The organism is Chlamydia sp. (assembly GCF_017472245.1).
Taxonomy (GTDB): Bacteria; Chlamydiota; Chlamydiia; order Chlamydiales; family Chlamydiaceae; genus Chlamydia.
Genome location: NZ_JAFUQR010000008.1, coordinates 131713 through 148603, shown reverse-complemented (window position 1 = coordinate 148603; position 16891 = coordinate 131713). Strand labels below are relative to the sequence as shown.

Here is a 16891-nt window from a genome sequence, read left to right as displayed (position 1 = left end):
TGCTTTTTTAAAACTATCGTATCAAGTTACGAGCTAATCCTAAATAAATTTGATTCAATAGCTGAAGCGAGGTTGCAACAACCATCCACTCTTGCTGCATAGAGGTAAGATGCATTTGTAACTCTAGCTGAAAATTCTGGCCCATATCTGCATAAGCCTGCTGGTTTGAGTGTACAAGTGCTTGCATTTGGAACATTCCAACGTTTACTGCGCTTCCTGCTTCTCCAGAAACTACCGTATCTTCTAAGTTCTGTAAAACCAAACGCCAGTTTGTTCCATCTGTGCCATTTATACCATTGGTAACTTGAAAAACCCCTGCAACATCAGAAACAGCCGCTATCGTAAGTGGTGCCAAGTGAGTCTTTAATGACGTTAAAGAGGTACTGATCGCATCAAGAATACTTGTATACCGTGTCAACTCATCCGTTATACTCTTTTTCTGCTCAGCAGAAAGTTTCGTATCAGCAGTAACAAGACTTTGTTGATTAGTTACCGTAGTCTTGGCATCCGTAGTAATCTTTAGAAAAATATCGACCTGTTTTTTTTCTTCTTCGAGCTTCTCTTTAGCACTATCTACAGATCCTGCAAAAATGTTCTCTCCTGTTTTCCCAGCAGCAGGAGGTTGCCCAATGTAGTTAGCAAACCCAAAATACGTGGCAGAATTCACATACGAACTAATCGCCTCTAAGATTGTATTCCCAATATTAGAGCCGAAATTTCCGTAGTAAAGACGCGCAGATATCGCCTCTAAAAATAACACTTCTTTTGGCATGTAATGATCAATCAATACAGAGGCTACAGCAGAAGGGAGAGGAGAAGCTTCTACTCCTTTGGTTTGCACTACAGTCTTACCTGTATTTAAATCTGTCTGCATCTTCGTTAGAAACTGATTCTTTGATTCCTTTTGAGTAATATGTTTAAGAATAGAGCTTTTCTCAGAATTTGCCCGAAGAATAAAACTATCCCTTTCTTTATGAAAAAGATTAGCTTCAGAAAGTGCAACAGATACCATTGTCCCTAGTATTTGATGAAAACTTTCTCCTAAAGTCATTTCATCACAGATCTCTCTTCCTGATGCATCATAAGAAAATAGCGCGTAATTTTCCCCATTTGTTAATGTTACGGATCCTTGTTGAGAACACGTCTGCAAAACTTTTCGCATAGTAGCCGTCAACACAAACTCTTCACTCAATCCGCTCCATGCTTCTGTAAAACTCTCTTCCACACCTTCCAACAACCTTGTCTCATCGTTCCGACAGTTCACGATGATTAAGTGCGCCCATAGAACACCCAAATACTCATCTATGTTCTGATCCTGTAACGAAGAAACAGCTGCATTAATCATTTGCTGCTGTTCTTTTGTTAAAGAATTAAAAGATATACCTATTGCTCGCACTGTAGGTAAAATACTTACCATCATAGCGGGGTTTAATAAAATACGCTCCTCGTCACTCACTGGAGATAATGACTGCATAAGAGAAGAAACTAATGACACGACCTGTGCAAAGTGACTATGTTGCCAGGAATACACAGATAAAGCTTCCTGCTCTAAATTGTGATATGTCTGGACAGCATCTACCTGTTCTTGGTACATGGCAGCTATCCGTTGGCAAAGGTCTACTTTATAACTAGCTTTTAGCCCTGATTCTACAATTTTAGAAGAAAGGTATCCCCCAACACGAGAGATCGCTTCGATATACTCCGGGCTAAGAAAGATTTCACTGGCGTGTTTGATATAGGAGATTTCATCAACTACATCTTGAAATATCGAAAACTCTTCTTCTGTCAAAAGCTCTTTAACTGTAGATAGAATCTCTTGGAAATGATCCAATCGAACTTTAGCAAAAGATTCCGCTAAACTTTCCTCAGATCCAAAAATATTTGTTAAAAACTGGATAAGCTCTAGTTGCCGAGTACCAGGCAAAGACGCTTTTTGTAAAACACTAATAACATCTTTAGAAAGAGAGAATAACCATCGGAGATCTTCTGCAGATAATCGCTCCTGCTTATCTCGTAGTGAGGCGGCATCCATACGGATGGCAAGCAAATCTCCTCGCTCTTCTTCCGTTAGCAAGGCATCCTCTACTAATATGTGATCAAGAACCTCATGGATGCCCTGAACGAATCGCGCTGCCCAACTTTGCTTAATCCCAGTAAAAATAGGTGTGGCTGAGGAAGAATCTACCACGGCCTGTGCAATGACTTGATTCTCAGCTTGTGTAGAAGAAATAGGTTTTTCTTGGATACGACTATCCTCAGAAAAACGTCCCGTTTTTCTTTCAATTTCAAACTGTTCTAAACGTTTAAGGAGGTTTCGATATTGTTGATCCGCTCTTTGATCAAAGGAAGCAAGAAGAGCTTTAAGAGCTTCTTGTTCGGCCTTGAGCTGCTCATATTGAGTAACCTGAGATAGGATCGTCGTAGAATCTGGTTGGGATAATTTTTTTGCTATAGCCTCAAGAGTGCTATTATAATCCGTTGATGATCCTTGTGTGTGGTTAATACGGTTCATTGCCAGCTCTCTAAAAAACCTTACAGTTTCACTTGTCGCGAACCTAGCCCAACAATATTTTTTTTACAACTTCCTCCCTGGTATTGAAAAACTTTTTTGTTTCTCTTTCTCGAAAAAGAGTCCAAAAAGAAAATTTCTTTTTGGACTCTTCTAGGTCATCATATTCCATCACCTAAACACTAAGAAAGGTAGTTGGAGAATATGGAAGCAATGTTGACCAGTACCTGTTGGATAAACGCGGGTTGTCTTCTGAATGCGTTTTCCTTAGACTCTGCGAGATCACGCTCTCCGTTAATAAATTCTTGCTCCAATTTTGCAGCAAATTTCTGCAAACTATCTGTAGAATTCTGAACCGCAGGATAGCCAAATTGTGGGGCTTTGGTGATCGATGCTGTTAGTTTTTGCATGATCTCTTGCTGATTTGCTTGAGGATTATTGGCAATAGTTCCCATCAAAGAATCCAGCACCTGTAAACGACTATACACATCCCCAAGAGTTCGACTATCTCTCACAATCGTTTCTGCGGCTCTGCGGCTGGCATCTGCACTACGTCCCTGGCTTTCTATACCAGAACGAGAAAGAGTCCTTGAAAGCGCAGGATTAGCGGTTTGACTTATAGCCGACTGCAAACCACTTCTACTTTCCGAATATACAGAATTCAGAGATTGGTAAGCAGAATACCCATCGGCAAGAGCGGATGCATAAGAACTTGATGAAGTCGAAGAGAATGCCGTTTTGTAAAGCTGTTTTACATTTGCCTGGATAGTTCCAGCTGCTCCAGCAGATCCTCCTCCAGTTCTTGCAGCAGCAAAAGCTATTTGTCCTAATGTTGTAGCTAAACCATCCGCGCTTGGTTGTTTCAAAGCTTGAGCAAGAGCATCTTTGATCGCCTGTATTTCTGCAGGGAGCTCGCCATTCGGTCCTTCCATCTGCTCCGTCATAGCTGTTAACTCAGCATTCATAGCTTCTAATTCTTTCGCTGTCGCAGGATTATTTACATTGAACTGCTCGATCATCGATCGAAACCCTTGCATAGCGATAGATGCCATTTCATTATCCGCATCATCCAGCAATAAGGAAATTCTATCTGATCTACCTGAAGTTTTCAAAGCCCCTGCAGCACTACCTGCAGAAGCAGCAGATCCACTTGGCCCAACAATAGGAATATCAGAACCACTAGGTTTTATATCTTCAATATCTTGCTGTGCTTGAGCAATTTGTCCTTCTGCTTTCGATACAAGAGGAGAAGATGTTAGTTCTGAATTCTCTTGTTTTAACTCCTCTACTTTCTCTTTCGATGCCTCAATAATCTCTTTACTTGCAGCAATATTATCAGGACTATTGTTCTGTTGTGCTTGAAGAACAGCTGCTTGGCTCTGATCACCAGCATCTACAATAGTCTGTAAAGCGTTACTCAATTTAAGCCCTGATTCCGAAGAATTCTTGATCACTTCCTCTGCGTTAGAAAGAACGCCATCGTAGTTGCTGATATTACCAGCTTGAAGCTCTTTAATAACATTCTCAGCTTCATTAAGATTAGCTTCAAACTGGCTACCAATTGCAGGAATTTGGCCAGCAGAATCCGTTGTTTTTAACGCCTCTATCAATGAGAGGTTTTGGTTTTGCAACGTAACAAGCTTATCTAACTTATTAATAACCTCTTGTTTATCTTGAAGAGCTTGTTTAATATTCTCGATCTCTGTTTGATGAGTTTGGTCCGAACCTGCTAAGCGCTCCATATCCTGGAGAGCAGCTTTCAATTCCGTCATATTTTTTTCATAATCAGCAAGCGTTGTTGCATCCTGTAAACCAGTCTTTGCTGCATCAAAATCTGCTTTAGCATCATCATAATCAGCTGCCGGAGTACGAGTAACCGCTGAACTAGACGCGCTAGCTTCTACACCAAGCGAAGAACTTGTAAGGCCAGAAAGTTTATTCACAATAGCATCACGAAGAGCCACTAACGCATTTCTTGCTGCCGATAAAAAATTCCATCGACTAACAGAAGTCGATTTGGTAGAGCTAGCTCCTTCAGCTTGTGTCGCTGCCTGAGTCTTCGAATCCGCTGTAACTTGTTCATTTTGAGATGATTGTTGTGAAACAATCGGATTCGGCATACTCTGATTTGAAGAAATTGATTCTGGTCCTGGTCCCATAATAATAAAAAAAATAAAAACTCTTCTTCTTTAATTATAAATGGCAATAAAAAAAAGCCCATACCCGAAATAACGGATATGGGCTTTTACTGACTTTATTTTAAAAATTAGAACGAAGAAATTAATCCAAGATCATATTTTCTATAGGTAAAGTCACTACCAAGCTGATCATTAGCTGGCTTAGAGTATGCCGCATAAGCCCGGAAAGATACTGAATCAGTCAATCCCAAGACGAACTGATAGGCTACCCCTTTGTAGTTAGTAAATCCATTAGCCTCTTTAGGATCTAGTCCTTGCTTTATCGCTTGAGCAAACCAATATTTCATTTGATTTCCTCGACCGATACCAGCTACATCAATCTCTGGAATAGCCAAAGCCTCTACATACTCATAGCGAGCTGTCAAAGACCAATCTCCAGCTCGTCTAACTCCACCAAGAGTACATCCTACAAACCAAGCATGGTTCTCTTTACCATTTGTGATTTGTGTTGCGGGTTGTTTCCAGTTATCTGGTAACTCTGCTAATGGATTAAAGACATAGGCCCCGTAAGTATACAGATTTTTGGTTTGTCCGTTAAACCAAGGTACAGCCGTACTCTTTCCAACTAACCACTGCCATACTAAATAATCATATTTTGTATCTGGTTTAGCGGGTTGAGTTGCGCTTGCATCTGCAGGATCATTCGTTTTTGCTGTTAATGTGTTCCAATCAATAACGCTGGTCTTCACCACAAAATTACCAGGAAGCTTATTCAAGACAGCTTCCACAACCCAGGCGTATTCTTTTTCTGTCATATTTACGACAAAAGGTCCCCCATGAACGATCATAGTGAAGGGAAGGCTTTCGCTAATACGTCGTGCAGCGTATAGGTGGATACCATCGAAATTACTATTAAACTGCACGTCGGAATCAAAAATATCTCCCAATCCAGAACGACCTATTTCTGCAAAAACTTCTGCTTGGGTCTCTGGGTTTTTATAAAATCTATATCCTAAGAAAGCTCTATTGATATCCAAACCGGCTGCAGAAGATTCCCCACCAGCGATAGTCACCCAGTTCATTTTTGAGGTCATCCAACTGTTTGCAGCTGTATAATCCACATACAAGTTGAATTCGCTGCGATAGCGATTGACGGGTAACATAGGCTTAGCCGGCGGCTTTTGTACACTTTCAAGATCTTCTTTGGCATAAATCCATCGAGCACGAACATCCCCAGCTAAACGTAGAATCCCATCGCGCTTACGAGTTTCTACAAATCCTTTAGAACTCAAATAAGAATCTAAATCACTTACAGACCATAGTCGGCTATCGTCAGAATGAACTTGTGCAGAAGCAACATTGGTAGCTCCACAACCGAGTAAAAGAGCGCCTACAATCCTCTGATAAAAGTATTTTTTCATAATGTCCTTGGCATACATACAACCGGCCCATAGTTGGTATTTTATTGAGAAATATTGACGAAATTCTCATTTCTTGGGACGTTTGATTTTTTTCGCAAATAGTTACAATTCTCTTATTTACACAAACATCATTGTAACCAGGACAAAAACTATAGCTTAGGCAGCATTTTTTCCGAAAATACAGTTATCTTCTTGAAGAAAAAAGAAGATCTAAGAGATTAGCTGATACGCTAGTTTCTTAGGATAGACTGATGCCCCTTCCAGTACTGGAAAGAAGTAAGATTGATCAGATCTGCTGCTCTTAATACCTTAGCCAACCCAAACAAAATCACTAAGAAAAGCATAGACTCTGCGAAAAAGACCCCGCATTGATCTAAAAAAGACATTAACGGTTTCACAGGCTGTGTCAATGGATGAATCCACACAACGTACGTAGTATTTGTTACAATATTCACTCCAATTGTAATAGCAGCCGCTAGAATCGTCGTCATGACTGTCTTCCCGCTCTCTTTGACTGTACGCCACATCAATCCTTTGTAAGTAGGTAAGCTCTTGCCCGCACAGTACCATAAAATAGCTAATTGTCCCCAAGATGCTAATGAAGTCGCGTAAGCTAAAACGGCCACATGCTTACAAAACACGCATCCAAGCACGTTGAGAACCATGTTAGCAATAGCGGAAACAATCCCCACCAACATGGGAACTTTATAATTTCTTCTTGCATAAAAAAGCGCAGAAACCAGTGGAGCTAGTGCCATAGGGATAATACTTCCACTATAACCGCGTAGAACTTCCACAATGGCATGCACAGCTGTTGTTGGGAAAACACCATGCTCGTACAGCACTCGTACACCAGGAAGAGCCAATAGCAAAAGCCCCATAGACATAACGAGCATAACAGTGGCAGTAAGCTTCAAAGAAAACCTTAAAAGGTCATATCCTTGTTGATGTTCGTTATCCTGCACACAACGAGAAATAGCCGGAAGAAGTACTGTGAAAACCCCAAGACCAAATAAATGCACAGGTAGCTGCTGTATACGAACAGAGTACATAAGATATAAAGGGCCTACCTCATTGATATATCTTGCTAGCCACATATCACAAAGCAGATTCAATTGAAAAATACCCATAGATAATAATCCTAGAGAAAGCGGAGCGATCAACGCACGAATACTATCCCGCTCCTTAGGAATTTCCCTACTCTGCCCTAAAAACTTCATAACACCAGGAATCGTCACAGCCCATTCTAAAACGAACCCTATAACGAGAACCATAGCTAATCCAAAAATACGTTGGCGAGGGTCACAATTTCGTGCTAAAAAAACCGTGCCGATCCACAGTACATTGACAACAGAAGGAGCTAGTCCTACACTTAAAAACTTCTTTTCACAATGTAACAGTGTAGAATTCACTGTGTACATCATCAGAAAAATCCCTGAAGGAAGTAATATGATCGTTAGTAACAAGGTATCAAATAGACTTCCTTTAACACAGGAACACCAAACACCAAGTCCTAATTCTATAACTAGGGTAAATAGTATGGCGCTGTAACAAAAGAATCTCGAAAAGCTTCTAAAGAAGAAAGCTGCTCGAGAAAGGTTTTGTGCACGCAAAAATTCAAAATGTGGAATAAAAGCGAGACCAAGAATAGGCCCCCCCAGCAGTTTTCTTAAAAAAAAGATTGTTCGAAAAGCCAGCCAAAAAGAGGCAACTAAGGGATCTGCGCCAAAATATGTAGCCATAATAATCTCACGCAACATCCCAGTAAGACGGCTAAAAAATGTTCCGGACAGCAAATTAAATAGCGAGCGCACTAGCGACCCTTCATCGTCTTTCCTCATTCCTCTCCTCGTTCATTTATTTTGAGCTTTTCTGAGCTCCTCTTTGCTAAATAATGGCTGGTAATATTTTTCTGATAATGCACTAATTTCTGCTATTCTCGCTATTTATAGTTTCTTTAATCAAAAACCTCTGGCAATCTTCTATCATGAATAACTAGTTAGAACAATGAGATATGTTTATACTTCCTCCTCCTAATGAGTCTTTACTAGGAGCGCATACTTCTGCTTCTGGAGGACTACACAACGCTCTTTATGAAGGGCGTGACATCGGAGCAACGACGGTTCAACTATTTACTGCGAACCAGCGCCAATGGAAACGACGCTCTTTAACACAAAGCATGATTGAGCAGTTTCAAACAGCTATGGACGAAACCTCTTTATCTTACATAATGAGTCACGCTGGCTATTTGAATAATCCAGGAGCTCCCAATCCAGAAATTCTTGAAAAAACACGTACATGCATGTACCAAGAAATAGCCGATTGCTTAGCTTTAGGTATTTCTTTTGTTAACTTTCATCCTGGAGCAGCTCTTTCTGATTCTAAGGAGAATTGTCTTGATCGAGCAATCTCCAGTTTTTCACAAATGGCTCCTCTTTTCGCAACAAATCCCTCGTTGGTTATTCTACTAGAGACAACAGCAGGTCAAGGCTCCTTGATAGGAAGTACTTTTGAAGAGCTTGCCTATCTCGTACAAGGATTAAAATCTCAGGTACCTATCGGTATTTGCTTGGATACCTGTCACATCTTTGCTGCTGGCTACGATATTTCTTCCTCAGAAGGATGGGAACAGGTACTGAAGCATTTCGATGACGTCATTGGGCTCTCTTTTTTAAGAGCCTTACATCTGAATGACTCAGTGTTTGCTCTCGGAAAAAATAAAGACCGCCATGCTCCTATCGGAGAAGGCTGCATAGGCGAAGAAAGCTTTCGTTTTCTCATGCAGGACCCACGCACACAAAATCTTCCTAAATACTTAGAGACTCCTGGTGGTCCTGATTTATGGGTAAAAGAAATTCGCTACCTAAAGAAAGCTTACCAGGGCTAAAACGCAGTTCATGCTCTCCACAAAAAAGCCCCGCTTTCGCAGGGCTTTGAAAGACGTCTCTACATCACCGAACAAAAAAGTTAGGTTCTGTGGGATAGAAACTCACAAATAACAGAAACATTTACCGGTAAAGGAAGCTGAGAAGCAATCTGATCAATTTCTGGAGCGACTACCAACTCTCCTCTGAAAGCTCCCTTATCCAAGGACAAGTACGCTGGGAGAGAACTTTGATCCTTACCCTCTAAAGATTCCGTAACTATAGCTAATCTTTTCGATTTTTCTTTTAAAGAAACCTGCATACCGGGACGAACAAAGAACGATCGTCTATCTACTTTCTTCCCGTTTACTAAAACATGCCCATGAGAAACCAATTGCTGAGCAGCAAAAATCGTCTTAGCAAAGCCTAATCGATAGACGATATTGTCCAAACGGCATTCAAACTTCTCTAGGAACATCTGCGCAACGTTCCCTTGCTTATTCACGACCTCTTTATAAGCTTTAACCAGCTGCTTCTCCAAGATCATCCCATAGCAAGCCTTCAATTTTTGCTTCTCTTCTAACTGTAAACCATAGTCAGACTTCTTTTTTCTTTGCATGCCGTGCTGACCCGGAGGATTGGGCTTTCTTAGCAAAGGGTTTCGACCTCTTCCAAAGATGTTAGCTCCAAAACGTCTCGCTATTCTGTTTTTAGGGCCACAATATCTCGCCATGTTCAGTCCTTGTTTCATTCCTTAAAAAACACCGCCCCGATAACTTTTCTGGAGACGCTGTTGAACGCGAGTTCCCCGCGCTTGACAAAATACAAAAGAGCATTCTAGTTCGATTTACAATTTTCTACAATGGATTTCCTGGATTCTTATCTCTTAAAAAAACTCTTCTTATTAAAAAGTCTCAAATAGGCATTTTAAACTAGATTTTTGTTTAGAAAGATTGTGAAACTTTCTTTTTATTCCCTCATCAAAACCCTTTGATCTATTCCAGCTATCTCGTATAATTCCCCCTTTAGTCTCTTAAAAAAGTTTCTTAAACTAGATTTTCGAGTTATTTTTAGCTTTAGTTTAATCGTGGGAAAAGTTCTCAGCATATAGGATGTCTTCATGGAAAAGAATTATTATGCTCTAGCGTATTACTACTTTGGTCCCGTAAGTAACCCTCAAGAAGAAATTGCTTTACACAAGCAATTATTCAAAACCATGGACGTTTCTTGCCGGATTTATATCTCTGAACAAGGAATTAATGGTCAGTTTAGTGGATATCAGCCGGATGCTGAACGCTATATGGCGTGGTTGAAACAGCGCCCTGATTTTGCTTCAATAAAATTCAAAATTCACCACATCAAAGAGAATGTATTTCCAAGAGTTACTGTGAAATATCGTAAGGAACTCGTGGCTTTAGGATGCTCTGTAGACGTAACGAAACAAGGGAAACACATTTCTCCCGAAGAATGGCATGAAAAACTCCAAGAGAACCGTTGTCTAGTTTTAGACGTGCGCAATAATTACGAATGGAAGATTGGTCATTTTGAAAATGCTGTTCTCCCAGATATAGAAACTTTCCGAGAGTTTCCAGCTTATGCAGATCGTCTTGCTAAAGAGTATAATCCAGAAAATACTCCAGTGATGATGTATTGTACAGGAGGAATCCGTTGCGAATTATATTCCGCTCTTCTTTTGGAAAAAGGGTTTAAAGAGGTTTACCAGCTTGATGGGGGTGTAATCGCCTACGGGTTGAAGATGGGAACAGGAAAGTGGAAAGGTAAGCTATTTGTATTCGACGACAGAATGGCTGTTCCTATTGACGAAGCAGACACCCATGTTCCTCCTATTTCGCAATGTTCATTGTGCAATATAGAATCTGATACCTACTATAACTGTGCTAATACTGACTGTAACAATCTTTTTATTTGCTGCGAATCTTGTATTGCTAAACATAAAGGTTGTTGTTCAGAGACATGTTCCCAAGCTCCTCGTATTCGAGCATTTTCAACAGAAAGAGGAAATAAACCCTTCCGAAGAAAACATCTTTGCATGGCAACAGAACAAAAGTGTTGTTTAAAGGAAACAGAAGCCTCTTTTGTATAAAACAACAAAAAAGGGAGCACCAGTTAAAACTGGTGCCCCCTTCCAAAGTCTTCCGGGCAAAGGCTAACATATTGAAAGATTTAATGAAATCTGCAAAGCACGTTTTTGCACAAAAATTCTAATGGATCTAAAAACCTTAACCCTTCTTTTTTCAATAAATTCAGATTTTTAATACAAAAGTGAAAAGACTGATCAACCAAATCTATTGCTGCAGATTTTCCGAATAACAGCGCATAGTTTAAATGTTTTTTATCCTTATTATCTTGATCAAGATCGGCAAGATCATCACATAACTGAAACAGAACACCAAAATGTTCCGCAAAATCAGAAACCAGAGACACGCTCCCTCGATTTCCTCCCCCAAATAGCCATCCAGCTACGCACGCTATTTCAAATAGAGCTCCTGTTTTCTTTTTAATGATTCCTAGAACACTTTCTTCAGAAAAATCTTGAGAAAACACATCTTCATACTGACCACCTAAAATTCCTCCAGCACCAAACCGTAATTCAATGAGTTTCAAAATATCTTCATAGGCATCTTCTATTTCCTGCTTGAATGAAACTTTTTCTTTTAAAATTTTTGCGTTCTTATGGATTCTTGCATAAGCTGCAGGAATCAACGCATATGAAGCAAGAAGAGCGGAAGCTTCATCAAAAGCTTTGTGAACAGAAGGCTTCCCTCTACGCAGATCATCATCATCCATGCAAGGTAGATCATCAGCTATTAGCGTAGATGTATGGATATACTCAATAGCAATCGCTGTATCCAGCACATCTCTTTCTTTACGGACCCCATCCGCAAATAAACATACAAGTAAAGGACGAATACGCTTTCCTCCTCCCAGAAGAGCATATTCTATGGGTTCCCGCAATCCACTCTGAGATTTGCCAAAATCTTCCAAAGAATCTCGGAGTTTTTTTTCCACTTTCGATCGATAAACACTGAAATAATCCATATTCTACTTTTTCTTTAAAAGAGCCTCCTAATAAATAGTTTGATTAGGAAGAATCCTTGTAGTACTACTCACATAACATCCAGGGTTAAGCACGGTATTACATCCAATGCTTACTCCGCTACCTAAGAAAGCTCCAAGTTTTTTTCGTTTTGTATCATACCGTTCTCCAGCATAACGAAAGAAAATGGTTTTGCTATCTAATCGAAAATTCGCGCAACGAACCCCAGCACCTAAATTCACCCAAGAACCCAAAACAGAGTCTCCAACGTAAGCAAAGTGTGCCGCCTTAACATGATGTCCTAAATAGCTGTTTTTGACCTCAGAACAATGCCCCACAACACAATGCGCACCTGTGATGACACCTCCGCGTATGTAAGCACCATGACGCACTTGCGTATAAGGTCCAATAATGCAAGGACCACAAATATAGGCCCCAGATTCTACATAAGCACCCTCTTGAATCTCAATCGTCTCTCTATTTTTTAAATAAACCCCTTCTTCGAGATGACCATGAATTCCGGAAAAAGTATGTGAGGAGAGGGTTTCCTCAAGGAGATTAAGAATAGACCAAACAAACTCCGCCCGACTAATAATTTCTGGATAAAGAAATTCTTCTGGGGAAAATAGAGAGGCTGCTAAAACCATACTAAGCTCCGGATAAAAAACTTAGTTGGATATTTAAGCACCCTCTGTTGTTTTAAGAAAGCTTTGTATCTTCTTGAGAACCTTTTTTATCTTGATCTTCATCAGAAAAAAGATATCCAACACCGCGCACAGTGATTATCTTATCTCCATAAGCTCCTAACTTTTTTCTTAAAGAAGCTATATGCACATCTACGTTTCTCGCTACAATTGCTTTAGCGTGATTCTTAATCTCTTCTAAGAGATGTTTTCGCAAACACAGTTGTCCTTTGTTCAGTAGTAGCCTTTTCAAAATACCTGATTCAGAAGGCGTTAAATGAACACTTCCCGCTGGCGTCTCTACCATTAATTTTAAGACATAAAACACATTAGGACCAAAACGCATGCTTTCAGGAACAGAATGCAAAGAATGTTGAGACAGAAAAGAGTGGATTGCAGCTTTTAAAATTCTAGGAGTAACTGGTCGGATTAAAAACCAAAAACCTCGATCCAAAAGATCGATACTAATCTCTTCATCAAAAAAATCTAATAAAACTAAAACAAAGCAACCATCTAATGATTTGGGAGCGCGGACATCTTTAGGAAGTAAAGAGTATTCGCAAACAATAAGATCGGTTGTCAAATCTTGTTTATATTGCTGACCAATTGTGCATCGATATTCTTCAGGATTCAGCAATTCTTTAGTTTGAAAAAACAAATCCCAATTTTCGCTTACTAGCAATACATGTTTAGGCTCTGCCATAATAACAAACTCTTTTAACTTCTAGATCTCCTAATACAACAAAACCCGTTTTTGCAAAGAGTCTCAGAAAAAAAACCGTTATCCTCAGACTTTTTTTCAAGTTTAGACTACACTAGTCCGGGGATGCATTGTTGTCTTCCATCTTTGTCTGAGTGTGATCTAAAATTTTGTGAAAAAATGAAAACAATAATTGATAACAACATTGTTAGATTCAAAAACATTTCCAAAACAAAACAAGGTATTTTTGTTAATTTTCAGGTGAAAGGAGAACGCGGGGGAGCATCTTTTACTGCTTCCATAGCTGTCGATATTGATGCTGCAGACGTTTCTGCTGGAGACTCTTTAGAAACAATCATAGAACGTTGTGCTCATATCGGCATTCGAGAGTTTCAAAAATGCGAGTTTCAGTTTGAAGGGATCACGTGTCTATAGCGGAAGCTTCTGAACTTTAAGATCAAATGTCTTGACTACGAAAGTCTTTACTGCAAAACTGGACGAAGCTAGCATTTTTGCTCTTTTGTTTTCTGGATGTAGCGCAGCCTGGTAGCGCACTTGCATGGGGTGCAAGGGGGCGGAGGTTCAAATCCTCTCATCCAGAACCTTTTAAGCTTTTTTCCGCGACTCTTGTTTCAACCTTCCTAAGTCTGTCTCCGAGTAATCAACAAATTTTAAAAATAGCTCGTAAGCTGGGTGGAATCGTATCACTTCCTTTGCCATATCTATAGCAATCTGTCTGTAGCTGTCATGTCCTTGTGGTTGAGAACGTAACTCACAAAGCCACTGCAGGCCTCTAGCGTTAATATGAAACAGCCAGCGAATATTATAAGCCAAAGGAACAACATACTGAGCTTCCTCTGGAAATTCTTCAGCGATCAAACGATAGGTTTGATCCGCTTTTTCCATAGCTTCTCTAAAAGGAGCTTCCATCGGTGTATCTATCAACTGCTGCGGCAAAGTATACCCTAACTTAGTGGTTAGAAGCTGCCTTTCTTGAGTCAAAATGCGATGTCTCTGTAAATCCCGATAAGCTCCAAAGTCTGCTGTGATGTCAAACGCAAACTCTGCACATTCCAACCCTCGAGGAGACTTATGTCGACGATTTTCCCTGAAAGAAGCTCCTGCTTCTAAAATACGCATAAGTTCCTCATTAGAGATATTACGACAAATATCCAAAAGCTCTGCATAAGTATGCTCTGAATAAGGGAACATGGAAGCTGCAGCAATTTTGTATAATCCGTCAGCATCTCCATAGACTAGTCTAACACCAGTTTCGGTAGAAGGCTCTCTTTCTTCTCCATATCGTTGAGCAAAATTTTTTAATTGCTCTTTCAAAGCCCGGCGATAATCCACCATAGCCTGATGATGATAATGATGAGTCTCCGCTCGACTTACAAAAGAGGGAATAATCTTCATTAACTCTACTAAAGATTGCTCCCCGATATTACGTACTTCAACTAAGTTATTGTCCTGCAAACGATGTAGCAAATTTTGCCAAAACCGCCCATTACCAAAAAAACCAAGATTTGTGAGCGTTGCTGCAGGTAATAAACCTCTTAAACAATCTAAAACCTTTGCTCGCAAAGAGACTGTATAGGCAGATTGAGAAACTTCAGGATCCTTAGGATAAATTTTTTCAAAATGAGATCGCACCCGTGGGATAAGATCGGAATATGTGTTGAATAGGAAATCACAAGTATCCAAGAAGACGTCTTTAAAGGCTGAGGTCATCAAAATAGGATCTCTGTAGTATAAATACTCCCCGTTCACCTTTTGATCGAAATAAACGTATCTAGAAGACTTTTCTAAAGGAGACCCTCCAATACGAGCATCTTCTAGTATTTTCGCAGCAAGCATGGATACTTGCTCCAAAGCAAGATGCGCCCCCCCTAACTCCCCAACAGAGTCATCCCCAAAATTATCCAAAACACGACGATAAAAATCCGCGGCTTTTTGGATACCTATCTCACAATCTTGTCTGTCATCATCGAGAAAATCCCCACCTTCTCCATCTAAAAATTCTTTTAAAAGAAGCGTTCTCAATCCTAGAGTGGACCGAGAATATTTAGAAAATAAAGCTCCCTTAACAACTTCTGGAAGATTTTTCAAAGCGAATATTGGCGAGTCTAAATTGGTCACAAAATGCGATAAACGAGCCCTTTGTTCCGGGGACAAATCCCCTTCTTTGCTCAACATACCAAAACTCCTGTAAAGCAGATCAGCCTATTACACATAGCAAAACACTCAAAGTTTTTCAGCAAAAAAGCTTGTTGAAAAAAGTGTTGACCACCTGTTTACAAATAGGCATAACTTCCAGTCCTAAACAATTTGAACAAGCTTTGAACAGAGTTATGAACATTTTTTTAACAGTGTTTTTCCTCGGAATATCAGAGTTATAAACAATTCCCACACCCCCTAAAGAAGAAGAGACTATTAACTATCTCTAAGTATTTTCTTCTGTTGGTGTGGAAACTTTCGATAAGTGTAGAGCTTTATGACAAAACTTCCTCTTCTCAAAAGACCTCGCAGAAATCGCAAAAGTGCTGCCATTCGTGCGCTTGTTCAGGAAACGCAGATCTCTTCTTGTAATCTTATTTGGCCTATTTTTCTTAAAGACGGCTCTGGAATCCGAGAAGAAATAGAAAGTATACCGGGAGTATATAGGTGGAGTTTAGACACAGTCTCCAGAGAATTAGAGCGCTTGTGCCTTATTGGATTGAAAGCTGTGATCCTTTTTCCTGTCATAGAGTCTCAAAAAAAAGATCAATTTGGAGAGTATGCATCTCATCCTTACAATATTGTTTGTAAAGGAATTCAGGAGATAAAAAAATCTTTTCCGCAACTGTGTGTAATCAGTGATATAGCCCTCGATCCTTTTACCGTTAGTGGTCATGACGGTATTTTTCATAATAATGAAGTTTTGAATGATGAAAGTGTTCGTGTTTACGGCAGTATCGCTGTTTTGCATGCAGAAATGGGGGCAGATATAGTGGCTCCTAGTGACATGATGGATGGGCGAGTCAAGCATATTCGAGAGAAAATGGACCAAATGGGGTTTGTGAACACAGGGATTTTATCGTATAGCGCTAAGTACGCATCAGCTTTATATGGGCCTTTCAGAGATGCTCTCTCTTCTCATCCTCAGTCAGGGGATAAGCGTCAATATCAAATGGATCCAGCAAATATTCGGGAAGCTTTACTAGAGTGTCAATTAGATGAGGAAGAAGGCGCTGACATGGTGATGATAAAACCTGCAGGCTTCTATCTCGATGTCAGTGCTAAAGCTAAAGAGAGTACGAATCTTCCGGTAATTGCTTATCAAGTTAGTGGAGAGTTTTCCATGATGATGGGAGCAAGTATGCGGGGGTGGTTGCACAAAGAATCGGTAATTATGGAGTCTTTGTTAGCAATTAAGCGGGCAGGAGCTACAGCGATAATTAGCTATGCGACTCCTTGGGTTTTAGAGTGGTTAGCTAGAGATGCCTTACCTTTTTAATGTTCTTTGAAGAACCTATGTA

Annotated in this window: 13 protein-coding genes and 1 tRNA gene; 5 read left to right on the top strand and 9 right to left on the bottom strand. The window is 40.0% G+C overall.

Features of this window, described 5'->3' with window-relative positions:
* Positions 1-13: 13 nt before the first annotated feature.
* The 4 genes from IJ490_RS03700 to murJ form a co-directional block, all read right to left on the bottom strand.
* Entirely contained in the window at positions 14-2512 is a 2499-nt protein-coding gene (locus IJ490_RS03700; RefSeq protein ID WP_291894298.1) for a CT620/CT621 family type III secretion system effector, read from the bottom strand.
* Between the two features lie 179 nt (positions 2513-2691).
* On the bottom strand, positions 2692-4668 hold the full coding sequence (locus tag IJ490_RS03695) for a hypothetical protein (RefSeq protein ID WP_291894296.1): 1977 nt from the start codon (positions 4666-4668) through the stop codon (positions 2692-2694).
* A 107-nt stretch (positions 4669-4775) separates the two neighbouring features.
* The gene (locus IJ490_RS03690; protein ID WP_291894293.1) at positions 4776-6068 is read right to left on the bottom strand and encodes a hypothetical protein; all 1293 of its coding nucleotides are present in this window, start codon (positions 6066-6068) and stop codon (positions 4776-4778) included.
* 230 nt (positions 6069-6298) lie between these two features.
* The gene (gene murJ / locus IJ490_RS03685) at positions 6299-7909 is read right to left on the bottom strand and encodes a murein biosynthesis integral membrane protein MurJ (RefSeq protein ID WP_291894290.1); all 1611 of its coding nucleotides are present in this window, start codon (positions 7907-7909) and stop codon (positions 6299-6301) included.
* A gap of 173 nt (positions 7910-8082) precedes the next feature.
* Between murJ and IJ490_RS03680 the strand changes: the two genes are divergently transcribed.
* Positions 8083-8955, top strand: a complete 873-nt coding sequence (locus IJ490_RS03680) for a deoxyribonuclease IV (protein WP_291894287.1) — start codon at positions 8083-8085, stop codon at positions 8953-8955.
* 80 nt (positions 8956-9035) lie between these two features.
* Here IJ490_RS03680 and rpsD read toward each other — a convergent pair whose 3' ends face one another.
* Positions 9036-9665 carry a 30S ribosomal protein S4 gene (rpsD, locus tag IJ490_RS03675; protein ID WP_291894284.1) on the bottom strand — a complete coding sequence of 210 codons (630 nt, stop codon included), beginning with the start codon at positions 9663-9665 and terminating at the stop codon, positions 9036-9038.
* A gap of 387 nt (positions 9666-10052) precedes the next feature.
* Between rpsD and IJ490_RS03670 the strand changes: the two genes are divergently transcribed.
* Positions 10053-11036 carry a rhodanese-related sulfurtransferase gene (locus IJ490_RS03670; RefSeq protein WP_291894281.1) on the top strand — a complete coding sequence of 328 codons (984 nt, stop codon included), beginning with the start codon at positions 10053-10055 and terminating at the stop codon, positions 11034-11036.
* An 80-nt stretch (positions 11037-11116) separates the two neighbouring features.
* Here IJ490_RS03670 and IJ490_RS03665 read toward each other — a convergent pair whose 3' ends face one another.
* The 3 genes from IJ490_RS03665 to IJ490_RS03655 are packed head-to-tail and all read right to left on the bottom strand — an operon-like array spanning position 11117 to position 13376.
* Positions 11117-11992, bottom strand: coding sequence for a polyprenyl synthetase family protein (locus IJ490_RS03665; RefSeq protein ID WP_291894278.1), 876 nt, complete (start codon positions 11990-11992; stop codon positions 11117-11119).
* A gap of 27 nt (positions 11993-12019) precedes the next feature.
* Positions 12020-12637, bottom strand: coding sequence for an LpxA family transferase (locus tag IJ490_RS03660; protein WP_291894275.1), 618 nt, complete (start codon positions 12635-12637; stop codon positions 12020-12022).
* 52 nt (positions 12638-12689) lie between these two features.
* Entirely contained in the window at positions 12690-13376 is a 687-nt protein-coding gene (locus IJ490_RS03655; protein WP_291894272.1) for a response regulator transcription factor, read from the bottom strand.
* Between the two features lie 177 nt (positions 13377-13553).
* On the opposite strand from IJ490_RS03655, the gene IJ490_RS03650 reads away from it, so the two are divergent.
* Entirely contained in the window at positions 13554-13808 is a 255-nt protein-coding gene (locus IJ490_RS03650) for a hypothetical protein (RefSeq protein ID WP_291894268.1), read from the top strand.
* 92 nt (positions 13809-13900) lie between these two features.
* Positions 13901-13974: transfer RNA gene (locus tag IJ490_RS03645), tRNA-Pro, on the top strand.
* A gap of 5 nt (positions 13975-13979) precedes the next feature.
* On the opposite strand, the gene IJ490_RS03640 is transcribed toward IJ490_RS03645, so the two are convergent.
* Positions 13980-15569, bottom strand: a complete 1590-nt coding sequence (locus IJ490_RS03640; protein ID WP_291894265.1) for an FAD-dependent thymidylate synthase — start codon at positions 15567-15569, stop codon at positions 13980-13982.
* Between the two features lie 298 nt (positions 15570-15867).
* Here IJ490_RS03640 and hemB point away from each other — a divergent pair, with 298 nt between their 5' ends.
* On the top strand, positions 15868-16869 hold the full coding sequence (gene hemB / locus IJ490_RS03635; protein WP_291894262.1) for a porphobilinogen synthase: 1002 nt from the start codon (positions 15868-15870) through the stop codon (positions 16867-16869).
* Positions 16870-16891: the final 22 nt, after the last annotated feature.